Origin of the sequence: Streptomyces sp. NPDC017991 (genome assembly GCF_044328075.1) — a bacterium.
Lineage (GTDB): Bacteria > Actinomycetota > Actinomycetes > Streptomycetales > Streptomycetaceae > Streptomyces.
The window spans coordinates 316,096-329,401 of the sequence record NZ_JBIRGP010000001.1 but is presented as its reverse complement, the minus strand read 5'-3'; the positions used below and the strand labels follow the sequence as shown (position 1 = coordinate 329,401).

Here is a 13,306-nt window from a genome sequence, read left to right as displayed (position 1 = left end):
CCCTCCCGAGAAGACCGCCGTGAACACCCCCGCGCGTTACTTCGACGACCAGTACGCCCAGGCCGCCGACCCCTGGCACCTCGGCGAGCGCTGGTACGACCGACGCAAATACACCCTGACCGTGGCGGCGCTGCCCCGCCCCCGCTACCCGCGGGCCTTCGAGCCCGGCTGTTCGGTGGGCGTGCTGACCGAGCTCCTGGCCGCCCGCTGCGACCGCCTGCTCGCCACCGACCGCGTCGCGTCGGCCGTCGAGTCCACCGCTCGGCGCACCGCGAGCCTGGACCACGTCACGGTTCGACGGATGACGGTGCCCGACGAGTGGCCCGAGGGGCCCTTCGACCTCGTGGTCCTGTCGGAACTCCTCTACTACTTCGACACCGGCACGCGTACGCGGCTCGTCCGGCAGAGCGTGGAGAGCCTGAGCGAGGGCGGTCACCTGGTCACCGTGCACTGGAACCACCCGGTCGCCGAGCACACCTGCACGGGCCGCGACATCGCCGGGCACCTCGACACCCTGAGCGGCCTGAGACGGCTGGCGCGCTACGACGATCCCGACTTCACCCTCTCCGTCCACGAGCGCGGCCGGGGTCCGGGACCGGCGCTCTCTCCGGCCCGCGCGGAAGGTCTGGCGTGAGGTCTCGCACCAGGCCTCGTACGAGACCTTCCGCCGTGGCCGTCGTCGTTCCCGCGCACAACGAGGAACGCCGCATCGCCGCCTGTCTGCGCAGTCTGAGCGCCGCCGCCGCTCAGGTGGCGCCGCTTCCCGTGGTGATCGTGGTGGTGGCGGACGCCTGCACGGACGCCACGGCGAGGCTGGCCGCCCGTGGGGGAGCACACGTCGTGGAAACCCGCGCCCGCAACGTCGGAGTGGCGCGGGCGGCCGGCGTCGACCGCGCACTGGAACTGCTGGCCGACGCCGGCCAGGACGTATGGCTGGCCATGACGGACGCCGACACCACTGTGCCCACGGCCTGGCTCACCCACCAGGTCGCCCGGGCCGGGGAGGGCCACGACGCGGTCCTGGGAACCATCCGCCTCGCCCCCACCACGGCCGATGCCCTCCTGGTGGCGCGGCACGACGCCGCCTACTTCCTCACCCGCCGGTTCCAAGCGGCAGGGGCAGGGGCTGGGACAGGGACAGGGGGCGCGTGGGAGCACCCGCACGTCCACGGGGCGAATCTGGGCGTGTCCGCCGCGGCCTATCGGCGGGTGGGCGGTTTCGCCCCGCTGCCCACCGGCGAGGACCGTGACCTGGCGGCCCGGCTGGTCGCGACGGGCCATCGCGTCGCCCGCACCGACCGGCATCCCGTGCACACGGCCGCCCGCCTGCGGGGGAGGGCCCCCGGAGGCCTCGCCGACCTCCTCGCCTCCCTGTGTCCCGCCCCGGGGCCTCGTGTCACGCCCACCGGTTCGGATGGGGCCGGGGTGGATTGCGTTCGCACACCAGGGGTACCGGGAGGGGGCAAATCCGTACGAGACATGCCCGTACGCAACCTATGAGCTGTACGAGATGTGCAAGCTGCACGATCTGTACAAAATGCACGAGACAGGAGACACAGACATGGCTTCTCAGGCCACCCCCCGCTACACCGTCCCGGGCCTCACCGTGGAGAACGCCGCCTCGCTCATCGAGTTGCTGCAACTGCGGCTGCACGCCCTCAACGACCTCCACCTCACGCTCAAGCACGTCCACTGGAACGTGGTGGGACCGCACTTCATCGCCGTGCACGAGATGCTCGACCCGCAGGTCGACCGCGTACGTGACATGGCCGACGATGTCGCGGAGCGTCTCGCGGCCCTCGGAGGCGTCGCCCACGGCACTCCTGGCACGCTGGTCGAGGAGCGCACGTGGAAGGACTACAGCGTCGAGCGGGCCGACGCGATCGCCCACCTCGGCGCCCTCGACGTCGTGTACACCGGGCTGATCCAGGACGTTCGCGCCGGGGTCGAGAAGGCGGGCGACATCGACCCGGCCACCGAGGACCTGCTGATCGAGCAGCTGCGTGACCTGGAGCAGTTCCAGTGGTTCGTCCGCGCGCACCTGGAGACCGCGGGCGGCACCCTCACCACGGGCGACGCCACCTCGGAGACGGATGCCGCCAAGCAGGCCGGCAAGCACTGACGGACACGCCACACACCGCACCGCCTTCGGAACGAGAGAAAGGCTCACCTCCATGTCTGACAAGCCGCTCAAGGGCCACCGGGTACTGGTGCTCGTCACCAACTACGGAGTTGAGCAGGACGAGTTGGTGGTACCGGTCCGCCGGCTCCGGGAGAACGGGGCGGACGTCACCGTCGCAGCCGTGAGCTCGGATCCCATCCAGACGCTGGTGGGCGACAAGGACCCCGGAGAGACCGTCGAGCCCACCACGACGCTCGATGCGCTGGACCCCGGCGCGTACCAGCTGCTGCTGCTCCCCGGCGGCACCATCAACGCCGACCAGCTCCGCCTGCAGACCAAGGCCCTGGAGACGGTCAAGGCGTTCGCGGCGTCGGGCCGGCCGATCGCCGCGATCTGCCACGGCCCCTGGGCTCTGGTGGAGGCCGACGTCCTGAACGGCAAGACGCTGACGTCCTTCCCCTCGGTGCGCACCGACATCCGCAACGCCGGCGCCAAGGAATGGGTGGACGAGGAGGTCGTGAGCGACAGCGCGAACGGCTACACCCTGGTCACCTCCCGGACGCCGAAGGACCTCGACGCGTTCGTGGGCGCTGTCGACAAGGCCCTGGTCGGCTCCTGAGCCCCACCCGGCGGTACGCCGACCCCGCCCGAGCCATCGGCTCGACAGCCGTCGGTCTGATGTCCGCCCCGTGGTTCCTGTCTCATCGGACAGGAACCACGGGGCGGACCGCGTGCGGGATCAGACAGGCTGGGTGAAACGGTCCCAGGCGCGGTGACCGGCCAGCAGTTCGGTGACGCGCTCCAGCGCCGCGTCGGCCGAGTCCGCGGTCACCACGCCGGAGGCGTCGAGCGCGATGCCGGCCGCCTCCAGCGCGTCCGCCCCGTCGGACCAGGCGCCGAGCGCCTTGCCGTGGCGGAACGCCTCGGTGAGCATGAGCAGCAGACGGGGGTCGATGCCCGAGGCCACCGCGACGTCGTCGACCTTGGCGTCACGCGCTCCGTACGCGTCGGCGCCCGGCGTGGGCGCACCGGCCAGCAGGATGGCGTCGAACTCGGTGGAGCGGGCGTTGGCGAAGGTGCGCTGCACGGTGACGGGCTCGCCGTCGGCGTCGAGCACACCCCCGGCCGGGGCGATGACCAGGGGCACCATCCCCGCGTCCAGGGCCGCCTGACGGATCGCCCGTACGCCGACCAGATCCTGATCGCCGGATGCGACGATGCCGACGATCCGGCCGTCCAGCGGCCAGGTGGCGCCGAGCTGGGACAGCGCGGGGCTGGGGTCCGGCTCGGCCAGCTTCACGGTGGGCGCGGGTGCGGGCAGACCCAGTCCGGTCGCGACCTCACCGCACAGCTCGGAGTCGATGTTGGCCAGGACCTGCAGGGCCCGTTCCTTGATCGCCGTTTCCCAGCACTTGCTGAGTTCGAAGGTGTACGCGGCGACGATGTGCTCCCGCTCGGTGGGCGTCATGCTCAGCCAGAACAGCCGCGGCTGGCTGTAGTGGTCGTCGAAGGAGGCCGCCGCGTCGCGCACCTTGCGGGTCGCCGGCAGCGGCTCGGGGACCTCGATGTACGCGCCGGTGTCCTCGCCGGCCAGGAAGGGGCAGCCGCCGTCGAGGGAGTTGGGGCGGTAGGGGGCGGCACCCCGGTGGACGGCGGTCTGGTGCATGCCGTCGCGCAGCATGTCGTTGACCGGGGCGTGGGTGCGGTTGATCGGCAGCTGGCCGAAGTTGGGGCCGCCGAGCCGGCTGATCTGCGTGTCGAGGTAGGAGAACAGCCGGCCCTGGAACAGCGGGTCGTTGGTGACGTCGATACCGGGCACGAGATGGCCGAGGTGGAAGGCGACCTGCTCGGTCTCGGCGAAGTAGTTCGAGGGGTTGGCGTTCAGCGTGAGCAGACCGATCGGCTGCACCGGGGCCAGCTCCTCCGGCACGATCTTGGTCGGGTCCAGGAGGTCGATGCCCTCGAACAGCTGGTCGTCGGTGTCGGGGAACGTCTGCACACCGAGCTCCCACTGCGGATACGCGCCGGACTCGATCGCGTCGGCGAGGTCGCGGCGGTGGAAGTCGGGGTCCACACCCGCGGTGATCTGCGCCTCTTCCCAGACCAGCGAGTGCACACCGAGCTTCGGCTTCCAGTGGAACTTCACCAGCGTCGTGGCGCCCTCGGCGTTCACGAACCGGAAGGTGTGGACGCCGAAACCCTCCATCATCCGGTACGAGCGCGGGATGCCGCGGTCGGACATGTTCCACAGCGTGTGGTGCGTGGCCTCGGTGTGCAGGGTGACGAAGTCCCAGAACGTGTCATGGGCGCTCTGCGCCTGCGGAATCTCCCGGTCCGGGTGCGGCTTGCCCGCGTGGATCACGTCGGGGAACTTGATCGCGTCCTGGATGAAGAACACCGGGATGTTGTTGCCGACCAGGTCGAAGACGCCCTCGTCGGTGTAGAACTTCGTCGCGAAACCCCGGGTGTCGCGCACGGTGTCGGCGGAACCGCGCGAGCCCAGGACGGTGGAGAAACGCACGAAGACGGGTGTCTCCACATCCTTGCCCAGGAACGCGGCCTTGGTGATCTGCCCGGCGGTGCCGTACCCCTGGAAGATCCCGTGCGCCGCGGCGCCCCGGGCGTGCACCACCCGCTCCGGGATGCGCTCGTGGTCGAAGTGGGTGATCTTCTCCCGCAGGTGATGGTCCTGGAGCAGCACCGGCCCGCGCGGCCCGGCCTTCAGCGAGTGGTCGGTCTCGTACAGTCGCGCGCCCTGCGCGGTGGTCAGATACTCACCGCCCTGCGCCACCTTCTCCTGCGCGACGCCCGTCTCCTGCCCGGTGGGGCTGTACGTGTCCGGGCCGCGCTGGTCCGGCTTCGGCGGCAGCGGTCCGGCCGGTTCGGTCGGCTCGTCGAGCGGCGGTGGCACCGGACCAGGCGCGCCGGGGATCTCGTTGCCGGGGTGGACGGCCTCCTGAACCTTCTTGGCCACCTTGCCGGTGGCGGCTTTCACAGGGTTCTTCTTCGTGGCGCTCACAGCGTTCCGATCTCTGGGGGGGGGAATCGCGGAGCCGACTCTGTCCGTCACATGGACGGGTCGCCTCAAATCCGCGGATGCCAGGTACCCCTTCTGCTGAGGGCGACGCAGCGGCCCGCCCGGGGAGGCGCGGATTTTCACCCTGGGCGGTCGCTTCCGCCGGGCAGGTGGCGCAGCGCCGCCGACGGGACCCGCCGCACGGGGGAGCGGCGCCGCTCAGCCGAGATAGTGCGCGCGGCCCTCGTCGTCGAGCTCGAAAGGCCCGTCGGGCAGGATGCAGAACTCGTTGCCCTCGGGGTCCGCCATCACCAGGAACCCGCCGTCGGCGTACTGGTCGAGCCTGCGACCGCCGAGCGCCTCGACGCGCCGCTGCTCCACGGCCGGATCGGGCGCGGTGACGTCGAAGTGCATACGGTTCTTGCCCGTCCTGGGCGCGGAGGTCCGCTGGAATCCCATGCCGAGGCCCATCTCCCGGCGCAGCCACACGTAAGGGCCCGTGCGGCCCACCACCGGCCTGCCGAGCACTTCGGACCAGAACGCGGCCAGCCGTTCTGGGTCGGTGGCATCGATGATGAGGGCGTTGATCCGCGTCGCTGAGTCCGCCATGCCCCCATCGTCCCACCACGGCGTCAGCCGACCGGTGCGACAGGCGCGTCCCGGGCGCGGCGGTCACGGACGACGCGAGCCGCCCGCCCCCGGCGGACGGCTCCGCACGCCGGACCGACGGCCGGTTGTAGCCTCCTTCCGCGTGGTGGCCGCGTGGTAGCCGCGTGGTGCCCGCATGGTGTCCGCGAAGTCCGGGAGAAGAATTTCCGGGGGAATGTCGAGAACCCGTGCGCGGCTCCGTCCCCGCAGTGAACACGGCCACCAGGGGCCGTACCGCACCAGGGAGAACACGATGGCCAAGTACTTGCTGCTCAAGCACTACCGGGGCGGTCCGGCATCGGTCAACGACGTGCCGATGGACCAGTGGACGCCGGAGGAGGTCTCGGCCCACGCGCGGTACATGAGTGACTTCGCGGCGCGGCTGGAAGGAAACGGCGAGTTCGTCGACAGCCAGGCCCTGTCCTCGGAGGGCACCTTCGTGCGCCACGACGGCGAGGGCCGGCCGCCGGTCACCGACGGCCCGTTCGCCGAGACCAAGGACCTGATCGCCGGCTGGATGGTGATCGACGTCGAGACCTACGAGCGGGCGCTCGAAGTGGCCGGCGAGCTGTCCGCGGCGCCGGGCGCGGGCGGGAAGCCGGTTCAGGAGTGGCTGGAAGTGCGGCCGTTCCTGTCCCCGTGCGTGACCATCACGGACTGACACACCGTGGACGAGTCCCTGCTGCGGACGCTCACGCCCGCCGTGCTCGCCGTCCTCGTCCGCCGCGGAGCCGACTTCGCGGCGGCCGAGGACGCCGTGCAGGACGCCCTGGTCGAGGCCGTGCGCGTGTGGCCGGACGACGCGCCGCGCGACCCCAAGGGCTGGCTGGTCACGGCGGCCTGGCGTAAGTTCCTCGACGCCGTCCGCGCCGACACCTCACGGCGGCACCGGGAGGTACGCGTCGACCGCGAGCCCGTGCCCGGCCCGGGCGAGGCGGCCGACGACACGCTCCAGCTGTACTTCCTGTGCGCGCACCCGGCCCTGACACCCGCCTCGGCCGTCGCCCTCACGCTGCGCGCGGTCGGCGGCCTGACCACACGGCAGATCGCACAGGCCTACCTGGTGCCGGAGGCGACCATGGCCCAGCGGATCAGCCGGGCCAAGCGGACCGTCTCGGACGTCCGCTTCAACCAGCCCGGTGACGTCGCCACGGTCCTGCGCGTGCTCTACCTGGTCTTCAACGAGGGCTACTCCGGCGACGTCGACCTGGCCGCCGAGGCGATCCGGCTCACCCGCCACCTCGCGGCCAGGACCGAGCAGGAGGAGGTCGCCGGCCTGCTGGCACTCATGCTGCTCCACCACGCACGGCGCCCGGCACGGACCGGCGCCGACGGCAGGCTCGTACCCCTCGCCGAGCAGGACCGCGGTCTGTGGAACACCCGACTGATCGCGGAGGGCGTCAACATTCTCCAGACGGCCCTCGCCCGCGACCGGCTGGGCGAGTTCCAGGCGCAGGCCGCCGTCGCCGCGCTGCACGCCGACGCCCGGTGCGCCGCGGAGACCGACTGGGTGCAGATCGTCGAGTGGTACGACGAGCTGGTAGGGCTGACCGGCAACCCGGTGGCGCGCCTCAACCGGGCCGTCGCGGTGGGCGAGGCCGACGGCCCGCGCGCCGGCCTGGCCGCACTGGCGCGACTCGACCCCGCGCTGCCCCGCCACGCGGCCGTGGCGGCCTACCTGCACGAATGCGACGGCGACCTGGTGACCGCGGCACGGCTCTACGCCGAAGCCGCCCTCTCGGCGCCCAGCCTCCCCGAACGGGAGCACCTCACGCGACAGGCCGCACGGCTCAACGCGGAACTGCGCGGCTGAGTGGCTGCGCGGCTGCGAGGTTTGAGCGGTGTACGGCACACCTGGCAGTGTCAGATTTTCCTCCTGGTTTCCACATTCCTTATACACGGGACGAGTTGACGTCGTACGGTCGCCGCATGCCCGTCGACGAACACATGGCCGCCCTGCCCTCTCTGCGTCAGCGGCGTCGAGCGGCCGCCACCCGGGAGATCCTGGACGCGGCCGAGCGCCAGATCGCGGAGAGCGGCCCGGCGGCCCTGTCGCTGCGTGCCGTCGCCCGGAGCCTGGGTATGACCGTGCAGGCGCTCTACCACTACTTCCCGAGCCGGGACGAGCTGGTCACCGCCCTCATCACCAAGGCGTACGAAGCCCTGGGCGACGCCGTCCAGGCCGCCATCGACGCCTCGCGGGAGGACTCACCGCTGGAGCGGGTGGTGACCGCGGCCGAGGGCTATCGCCGATGGGCCGTCGACCATCCCGAGCGGTTCCAGCTCCTGTACGGCACACCGTTGCGGTACTACGAGGCTCCCGTCGAGGGTGCGACCACCCGTGCGGTGCGCCGAATGAGCGCGATCTTCGAGCGGGAGATGTTCGACGGCTTCACCCCGGCGCAACTGGCCGCGGTCGACGACTCGGACCTGTCGCCCGTGTTCGTGGCGTATCTGGACCAGTTGCCGCCGACCGGTGAGGATGCCCTGCCGCCGGCCGTGACCGCTCTCGTCATGAGCGCGTGGGGGCACATGCACGGCCTGGTCGTCCTGGAGGTGTTCGGGCACACCACGTTCCTCGGTGCACACCAGGCCGAAATCTTCCGCGTGGGGATGCGGAACACCCTGAAGGACCTCTTCAGCCGCATTCCCTCGGCGGACCAGCCCTGTTGACCACCGGCTCTGGCGAGAATCCGGAGTTCATCGGCATTTTCGCCGCTGTTTGCTCCGTGGCACCGTCCATAGGCTCGTGGCATCAACCGCCGACGAGAAGGCTGTCCGCATGTCCGACAAGAGCAATGACGGCACGAGCAATTCCCGTACGAGTAATTCCCGTACGAGAAGTTCCCGTACGAGAAGTTCCCGTTCGAGTGATGCGGGTATGAGCGACGAGGTGAAAGGTGTCACCCGGCGCGCGGCACTCGGGCGTGGTGCCGGGGTCGCCGCGATCGGCGCGGCCTCCGCGCTCGCCACCGCCGTGTCCGGTCCCCCCGCCGCCGCGGCGGGACCGGCGACGCGCGGCAACCCTTCGGCATCCCGCACGGACGCCCTGCCGAGAACCGTGGCCGGAGTGCGCATCCCGAGCAGTGAACTGGCCCGCAGGACAGCTCAGTTCGTACGGAGCGTGTCCTCCGGGACGCTCTTCAACCACGTCATGAGGACGTACCTTTTCGGCTCCCTGCTGTACGACCGCCGCGGCGACCCCTACGACAGTGAACTCGCGTTCGTCGCCGCCGCTCTGCACGACCTCGGGCTGGTCGAGGCGTACCGGACCCCGGCCGAGCGCTTCGAGGTCGACGGCGCCGACGCCGCACAGCGGTTCCTGCGGGAACAGCACATGCCGGCCGAACGCGTAGCGGTCGTCTGGGACGCGATCGCTCTGCACACCAACGCCGGTATCGCCACGCGGAAACGGCCGGAGATCGCCATGGTCTCCGTCGGCTCGGGAGCGGATTTCTCGGGGAACGAGCTGCGGCGCATTCCGTCCGACGCCCTGGAGGAAATACTGGCGGCCTTCCCCAGGGAAGGGTTCAAGCAGGACGCGCTCGACAACATTCTCTCGCTGTGCCGCACCAAACCCATGTCGGTGCTCATGCATCCGTTCGCCGAAGTCGGCCGCCGCCACATTCCCGGATTCCCGGTGCCCACGGTGGAGGATCTCCTGCTCGCCGCGCCGTTCGAGGAGTGACGGCCGGCCGGGGAGCGACGGCCGACCGACGGGGTCCCGTCACGTCAGGGCGGGACGCTCACTTTCCCGGTGCCGCCTTGCGCAGGGTGGTGATGCAGGTGCTGATGGCCTCCTGGAGCTCCTCCAGGCGCTGCAGCATGTCGTCCTCGTAGATGGTGTCGAGGTCGTCGGCGTCGTCGAAGGTCAGTTCCTCGAAGACCTTGGTCGCCTTCTGCAGGCTGCTGTAGAACTTCGTACGCCGTTCCTGCAGGCGGAGTTCTGGGTCGGCCTGGATGGTCTGGGCGACAATGTCCTTCATCGACTCGAACGCCTCGGAGGCCCACTCGCTGGTGTCCTCGTTCTCGTCCAGTTCGTCGATGAGCGAGAGGTGGCGTTCGGCCTCGGCGCGCAGCTCGGCGGGAGCGTCGATCGTCTGCCCCGCGGGAGTCCTGACCTGACCGTTCTCCACGATGTCGCGGACATAGCCGATGCGGCCGGCGGCCTGCGTCTCGGAGGCGACCGCCTTCTTCAGGTCGTCGGTGCGGGCGATGTCACGGGCCCACTCCGTCTGCAGCGCCGGGTCCTCCTGGAGCCGGTCGAGGAGCGCCGCCCGGGCCGCCTTCGCCGTGGAGGGGTCGGCGAGGATCGCCGCCCGCAGCGCGGTGGGGTTCTCGGCGACCTCCAGGGCCTTCGTCGGCCGGATGCCCTCGGCCTCGGCCGCCGCGGTGATCGCCGTGCCGCGCTCGGAGGAGGCACTGGAACGGGAGACGTAGTACGAGTGCCACACGTCGGAGTCCGGCAGCTCCACGTCCTGCCCGGGCGCCAGCGCCTCGAAGTACGGGACGAGACCGTCGTCGGCCGCCTTGTCCCACGCCTTGTAATAGCGCATGACCCGCTCGGGCGAGCACCCGGCCAGCTCGGCGAAGGCCTTCGCGGAGACCTTCTGCGTTTCGCCGGGCGTCTCGCCGCCGGGCCGCACGCTGCGCGCCACCTTCAGCGCGAACGCCCAGCCGCCGGCCCGCACGTACGCCCCGAAGTCCTGGGCGTCCTGCGTGATCTCGGCGGGCACGTCGTCCGGCGTGACGTCGGCGTGCGCGTCGGCGTGAGCGACCTCGCCGTGCGCTTCGTCCGCCGGAACCTCGGCGTGCGCGCCGGCGGCCGGAGCGTCCTCGCGCGCCCCGTCCGCCGGAACCTCGTCGACGGACGCCGCGGGCTCGACCCAGAACTCCCCGGTTTCCGCGGCAGCCTGGCCGGGCACCTGGTCGACGGGCGGAACGGCCGGTTCGGTTTGAGCGGTCACTACGGTCACTGGGAGACTCTCCTGGGGAAGGACAAGGCTGCAAAGAGCAGCGTACGCAGCCTATATGAACCTGTTCATGATGGTTCGAACTCCCTTGCGCGGACCGCTCCGACTCGCCCGCCCTCACCCCCACTCCTCTCCCGCCCCATGAGGGGCCGAGCCCGCAGATAACTCTCCGCCTTCACTCAAGTACGCTTAGTAAATGAACGTTTCGAGTGCGGGACTCCGTGAACCGCAGGGGCCGGCCGCGGTGGTGACGGGCGTGGGCTCCCATCTTCCACCCCGTCGCGTGACCAACGACGAGCTGTGCGCCCGGCTGGACAGCAGCGACGCGTGGATCCGGGAGAGAATCGGTATCCAGGAGCGTCGCCGCGCGGACACGGCGGTGTCCACGGGAGACCTGGCCCTGGAAGCCGCGCGACGGGCGATGCGGTCGGCCGGCGTCACGGACGTCGACGCCCTCGTCCTCGCCACGACCACCCCGGACCACCACTGCCCGGCCACGGCGCCCGCGGTCGCCCACCGGCTCGGTCTGCGCGACACGATCGCCTTCGACGTCACCGCGGGCTGCGCGGGATTCGTGTACGCGTCGGCCGTCGCCGCCGGTCTCATCAGCGCGGGCAGCGCCCAAAGGGTCCTCGTCGTGGGCGCGGAGACGATGTCGGCCATCATCGACTCCGACGACCGCGCGACGGCCCCGCTCTTCGGCGACGGCGCGGGGGCCATGGTCCTGGAGGCCGGGCTCGCGGGGCAGGACGGCAGTCTCGGATCCTTCGCCTGGGGAAGCGACGGTTCGCTCGCCGACGCCATCGTCATCCCGGCCGGCGGAGCCCGCGAGCGCGACCGGCGGGACACCGCGCCCGCGGGGGACTTCTTCGTTCACATGCGCGGAAACGAGGTCTTCCGGCACGCGGTGCGCCGGATGAGCCAGGCCGCCCGTGACGCGGCACAGGCCGCCGGATGGACGCTCGACGAGGTCGACCGGCTGATCGTCCACCAGGCCAACGGGCGCATCGCCGCCTCCGTGGCCGACGCCCTCGGTATCCCGCCCGAGCGCACGCCCTCCAACATCGCCCAGGTCGGTAACACCGCCGCGGCCTCCGTCCCGCTGCTGCTCGCCCACGCCGCGGACGAGGGGCAGCTGAAACCTGGGCACCGCGTGCTCGTTGTGGCTTTCGGCAGCGGGCTCGCCTGGGCCGCCACCAGCCTCGTATGGCCACCGGGCATCACCGCGGAGCTGTAGAGATCCATCTGCCCAGGAACGTAAGGAAACGAAGCACGTGCTGGAAGAACTCAAAGGCATCCTCACGGCGCAGGCAGGACTGCCCCCCGCGCCCATCACCGCCGACGCGACCCTGGCCGACGCCGGCATCGACTCCATGGCCGTGACCGTGCTGTCCATGCAACTGGAGGACCGCATGGGCCTGTTCCTCACCGAGGACGAACTGTCGTGCGCCCCCACCGTGAACGCCCTGGCCGACCTCATCGCGAGCCGAGCCGCCGGGAACGCGTGATGTCGATCGCCCCCTCCGTGTGGAACCCGCCCGAGTGGAACGCGCCCGAGGAGACCAGGGAGGAACTCGTACCCCTGGAATGGCGCGGCCTGCGCTACACCTGCCGCGTCATCACCTCGGACCGGCCCCCGGTCACCGAACCCCTGCTCCTGCTCGGTGGCGCTCTGCAGGACATGTACGCGTGGCCCCGGCTGGAGCGCAGGCTCAGCGCCCGGATGCCGCTGGTGTTCGTCGACCTGCCCGGTGTCGGCACGGCCGACGACCTGCCCGCCGAGCAGGGCTTCGACGCGCTCGCCGAGGCCGCGCTGCTGGTCACCGACCGGCTCGGGTTCGACCGGATCAACCTCCTGGGCGCCTCGTACGGCGCGCCGATCGCCTACCGTGCCGCCCTGAGCCGGCCGGCGCGGGTCGCACGGCTCGTCCTGGCGGGTGCCACGCACCGGATGAACCCGCGCCTGGTGTCCGACTGCGAGCAGGTGTGGAGTGCTCGCGCCGCGCTCGCCGACGACGTCGACGGGTCGCTCTCGGACTCCGGCTCGCACGAGATCGCGGGCCGCGCCGTCGCCACGCTGCTGAACACCGCACTGCGGGACCAGGTCTCCCAGGCGGCCACCGTGGCACGGATGTTGCACCGGCAGTTCGCCCGCATCACCCCGGCCGCGGCCCGCCGCCACGCCGTCTGCCACCGACGCCTGCTCGCCTCGGACCCGCTCCCCTCCGAGCGCATCGACGCGGTGCGCGCGCTGGTGTTCACCGGCGAGCACGACGACGTGAGCACTCCGGACGAGAACCGCGCCGTGGCAGCCGCCATCACCGATTCGACCTTCCTCCTGGTCCGCGACGCCGACCACATGGTGCACCTGGAACGGGAAGCCGAGTACGCCGACCTGGTCCTGCGCTTCCTCACCGACCTCCCGCTCGACGGCCTGCCCTACACGACCGCACCGGAACGGCTCGGGCCGCGCCGGTAGGAGCCAGAGGCCTGTACGGCACCGCCCGCCCGGACCATGGCACGGTCCGGGCGGGCGGGCTGTCATGT

The 13,306-nt window shown here is 71.1% G+C and carries 14 protein-coding genes; 11 read left to right on the top strand and 3 right to left on the bottom strand.

The annotated features are described in order from the left end of the window. The first annotated feature begins 19 nt into the window (after nucleotides 1-19). The 4 genes from ACH4DZ_RS01330 to ACH4DZ_RS01315 all read left to right on the top strand — a co-directional run bounded on the left by ACH4DZ_RS01330 (nucleotide 20) and on the right by ACH4DZ_RS01315 (nucleotide 2,741). Complete coding sequence (locus ACH4DZ_RS01330) at nucleotides 20-634, top strand: class I SAM-dependent methyltransferase (protein WP_398285438.1); 615 nt, start codon at nucleotides 20-22, stop codon at nucleotides 632-634. A gap of 35 nt (nucleotides 635-669) precedes the next feature. After that, on the top strand, nucleotides 670-1,500 hold the full coding sequence (locus ACH4DZ_RS01325; protein WP_398284810.1) for a glycosyltransferase: 831 nt from the start codon (nucleotides 670-672) through the stop codon (nucleotides 1,498-1,500). 61 nt (nucleotides 1,501-1,561) lie between these two features. Further along, nucleotides 1,562-2,122: a DNA starvation/stationary phase protection protein Dps gene (gene dps / locus ACH4DZ_RS01320; RefSeq protein WP_398284809.1), complete on the top strand. Its 561-nt coding sequence runs from the start codon at nucleotides 1,562-1,564 to the stop codon at nucleotides 2,120-2,122. A gap of 52 nt (nucleotides 2,123-2,174) precedes the next feature. Next, nucleotides 2,175-2,741 carry a type 1 glutamine amidotransferase domain-containing protein gene (locus ACH4DZ_RS01315; RefSeq protein WP_398284808.1) on the top strand — a complete coding sequence of 189 codons (567 nt, stop codon included), beginning with the start codon at nucleotides 2,175-2,177 and terminating at the stop codon, nucleotides 2,739-2,741. 120 nt (nucleotides 2,742-2,861) lie between these two features. On the opposite strand, the gene ACH4DZ_RS01310 is transcribed toward ACH4DZ_RS01315, so the two are convergent. Both ACH4DZ_RS01310 and ACH4DZ_RS01305 read right to left on the bottom strand, forming a co-directional pair. After that, nucleotides 2,862-5,117, bottom strand: coding sequence for a catalase (locus ACH4DZ_RS01310; protein WP_398284807.1), 2,256 nt, complete (start codon nucleotides 5,115-5,117; stop codon nucleotides 2,862-2,864). Nucleotides 5,118-5,357: 240 nt separating this feature from the next. Next, nucleotides 5,358-5,747 carry a VOC family protein gene (locus tag ACH4DZ_RS01305; RefSeq protein WP_398284806.1) on the bottom strand — a complete coding sequence of 130 codons (390 nt, stop codon included), beginning with the start codon at nucleotides 5,745-5,747 and terminating at the stop codon, nucleotides 5,358-5,360. Between the two features lie 292 nt (nucleotides 5,748-6,039). Here ACH4DZ_RS01305 and ACH4DZ_RS01300 point away from each other — a divergent pair, with 292 nt between their 5' ends. From ACH4DZ_RS01300 to ACH4DZ_RS01285, 4 genes are all read left to right on the top strand, one after another. After that, nucleotides 6,040-6,447: a YciI family protein gene (locus tag ACH4DZ_RS01300; protein WP_398284805.1), complete on the top strand. Its 408-nt coding sequence runs from the start codon at nucleotides 6,040-6,042 to the stop codon at nucleotides 6,445-6,447. Between the two features lie 6 nt (nucleotides 6,448-6,453). After that, nucleotides 6,454-7,599 carry an RNA polymerase sigma factor gene (locus ACH4DZ_RS01295; RefSeq protein WP_398284804.1) on the top strand — a complete coding sequence of 382 codons (1,146 nt, stop codon included), beginning with the start codon at nucleotides 6,454-6,456 and terminating at the stop codon, nucleotides 7,597-7,599. 116 nt (nucleotides 7,600-7,715) lie between these two features. After that, entirely contained in the window at nucleotides 7,716-8,459 is a 744-nt protein-coding gene (locus tag ACH4DZ_RS01290; protein WP_398284803.1) for a TetR/AcrR family transcriptional regulator, read from the top strand. 208 nt (nucleotides 8,460-8,667) lie between these two features. Then, entirely contained in the window at nucleotides 8,668-9,474 is an 807-nt protein-coding gene (locus tag ACH4DZ_RS01285) for an HD domain-containing protein (protein ID WP_398284802.1), read from the top strand. Nucleotides 9,475-9,532: 58 nt separating this feature from the next. On the opposite strand, the gene ACH4DZ_RS01280 is transcribed toward ACH4DZ_RS01285, so the two are convergent. Beyond that, nucleotides 9,533-10,762, bottom strand: coding sequence for a hypothetical protein (locus tag ACH4DZ_RS01280; RefSeq protein ID WP_398284801.1), 1,230 nt, complete (start codon nucleotides 10,760-10,762; stop codon nucleotides 9,533-9,535). Nucleotides 10,763-10,955: 193 nt separating this feature from the next. Here ACH4DZ_RS01280 and ACH4DZ_RS01275 point away from each other — a divergent pair, with 193 nt between their 5' ends. The 3 genes from ACH4DZ_RS01275 to ACH4DZ_RS01265 are packed head-to-tail and all read left to right on the top strand — an operon-like array spanning nucleotide 10,956 to nucleotide 13,238. After that, nucleotides 10,956-11,996, top strand: coding sequence for a beta-ketoacyl-ACP synthase III (locus tag ACH4DZ_RS01275; protein ID WP_398284800.1), 1,041 nt, complete (start codon nucleotides 10,956-10,958; stop codon nucleotides 11,994-11,996). A gap of 37 nt (nucleotides 11,997-12,033) precedes the next feature. Continuing rightward, complete coding sequence (locus ACH4DZ_RS01270) at nucleotides 12,034-12,267, top strand: acyl carrier protein (protein WP_248775526.1); 234 nt, start codon at nucleotides 12,034-12,036, stop codon at nucleotides 12,265-12,267. Next, on the top strand, nucleotides 12,267-13,238 hold the full coding sequence (locus ACH4DZ_RS01265) for an alpha/beta fold hydrolase (RefSeq protein WP_398284799.1): 972 nt from the start codon (nucleotides 12,267-12,269) through the stop codon (nucleotides 13,236-13,238). Before ACH4DZ_RS01270 ends, ACH4DZ_RS01265 begins: the two co-directional genes overlap by 1 nt. Nucleotides 13,239-13,306: the final 68 nt, after the last annotated feature.

Coding starts and splice junctions, on each gene's coding strand:
- dps (WP_398284809.1), top strand. CDS start 1,562: ATGGCTTCTCAGGCCACCCCCCGCTACACCGTCCCGGGCCTCACCGTG.
- ACH4DZ_RS01265 (WP_398284799.1), top strand. CDS start 12,267: ATGTCGATCGCCCCCTCCGTGTGGAACCCGCCCGAGTGGAACGCGCCC.
- ACH4DZ_RS01290 (WP_398284803.1), top strand. CDS start 7,716: ATGCCCGTCGACGAACACATGGCCGCCCTGCCCTCTCTGCGTCAGCGG.
- ACH4DZ_RS01300 (WP_398284805.1), top strand. CDS start 6,040: ATGGCCAAGTACTTGCTGCTCAAGCACTACCGGGGCGGTCCGGCATCG.
- ACH4DZ_RS01275 (WP_398284800.1), top strand. CDS start 10,956: ATGAACGTTTCGAGTGCGGGACTCCGTGAACCGCAGGGGCCGGCCGCG.
- ACH4DZ_RS01305 (WP_398284806.1), bottom strand. CDS start 5,747: ATGGCGGACTCAGCGACGCGGATCAACGCCCTCATCATCGATGCCACC.
- ACH4DZ_RS01285 (WP_398284802.1), top strand. CDS start 8,668: ATGAGCGACGAGGTGAAAGGTGTCACCCGGCGCGCGGCACTCGGGCGT.
- ACH4DZ_RS01315 (WP_398284808.1), top strand. CDS start 2,175: ATGTCTGACAAGCCGCTCAAGGGCCACCGGGTACTGGTGCTCGTCACC.